Source organism: Cupriavidus sp. 01L46, assembly GCF_056399905.1.
Genome location: NZ_JBFTSF010000576.1, coordinates 1 through 1554, shown reverse-complemented (window position 1 = coordinate 1554; position 1554 = coordinate 1). Strand labels below are relative to the sequence as shown.

The 1554-nt window shown below is 61.2% G+C and carries 1 protein-coding gene; it reads left to right on the top strand.

From position 1 onward, the window contains the following. Window positions 1-163 precede the first annotated feature (163 nt). Window positions 164-1240: an IS110 family RNA-guided transposase gene (locus AC1DS3_RS38500; protein WP_441641646.1), complete on the top strand. Its 1077-nt coding sequence runs from the start codon at window positions 164-166 to the stop codon at window positions 1238-1240. Window positions 1241-1554 lie beyond the last annotated feature (314 nt).

The window sequence follows — 1554 nt, the reverse complement described above, 5'->3', positions numbered from 1 at the left end:
TATGAACGCGCCCCGCCCTCCCATGGAGCGCGAGACGTCGAAGAAGTCTTGCGGGGTGGGGCAAAACTGCCCTGGCGGTAAGGGGCCCCTCCAGGACCGAACGGCATCGCAATGTGCCAGAGTGGTAGATGTCACCGCCACTCGAGGAACGGAGGGACCCGAAATGAATGCTACGACATATGGGCTCGATATTGCAAAGCATGTGTTCCAGCTGTATTGGATTGACCCAGAGACGGGCGAGATTCACAACCAGCGCTTCCAGCGGCAAAAGCTGATCGAATTCCTAGCCAAGCGTGAGCCGGGCCGGGTGGCGTTGGAGGCATGCGGCAGCGGGCACTGGTGGGCGCGCAAGCTCATGGCGCTCGGGTACGAGGTGAAGCTGCTGCACGCGAAATTCGTTCGGCCATTCGTGCAGACCAACAAGACCGATGCTGCAGACGCGCGAGCGATCTGGACTGCGGCACAACAGCTGGACATGCCTGCGGTGACGCCGAAGACGGTGGAGCAGCAGGCCACGCTGGTGTTGCATCGGATGCGCGAGCAGCACATCAAGATGCGAACCATGATGATCAATGCCCTGCGTGGGGCGCTCTATGAGTTTGGCTTGAGCTTCAAAAAGGGGCGTCAGGCGGGCTTAGCGGAAATGCGCGAGCGGTTGGCCGAAGTCGAGGAAGACGTGCCCGCGAGGATGTTCGAAGCGTTGCGCGAGCAGTTCGACCTGATCGGCCGCCTGGACAAGGGCATTGAGGGGCTGGAGGGACAAATCAAGGCCTGGTCCCAGACGCAGCCAGAGTGCCAACGGTTGATGACAATTCCGGGAATCGGCATGCTCACGGCCACAGCACTGGTCGCGACTATCGGCGATGCGCGCGGCTTCCGATCGGCGCGGCAACTGTCAGCCTATCTCGGGCTGGTGCCGCGTCAGCACGGCACTGGGGGCAAGGTGCGCCTGGGCGCGATCAGCAAACGCGGTGACCGCTATCTACGCATGCTGCTGATCCATGGTGCCAGGGCAGTCCTGTTCCGAGCCAAGGACAAGGGCTTGTGGTGCGAGCAACTGGCGCGCCGACGGCCCACCAACGTGACAGTGGTGGCGCTAGCCAACAAGGCGGCGCGAACTGCGTGGGCCGTGCTGATGGGCAATGAGCCGTATGAAAGAAACCATGAGTTAAAGAAAGCCGAGAGGGCCAAGCAAACGGCGAATTCCGCACTAGGCCAGCTCCACCTACAACGACCGTAGGCGGAGCTAACCTAGCCGCGGCTTGCAAGCAAGGTTACTGAATTCGACTAGAAGGTTGCGACGGTAGATGAGCGAGATGGCAAGACAGGTTGGACCGCAAGAGCTGGACCCTGATCGGTCACTGGTGCTTCGAGCACGCTGAAGAGGAAAGGGCCGCTCTTGGCGAATTCCATCGGGGCCGCAGGCTTGGCCTGCACTAGGCCGGATATAAGTCTGCAACCAACCCTGATCGAGCATCGCGTGACGTTTACCTAGCAAACCGGGGCGCGTTCATATAAGTGACCGGCAGCCCCCGCAGGGGGATGTCGTATGGC

Excerpts from the sequence above, each read along its gene's own strand:
- AC1DS3_RS38500 (WP_441641646.1), top strand. The coding sequence starts at position 164 with ATGAATGCTACGACATATGGGCTCGATATTGCAAAGCATGTGTTCCAG.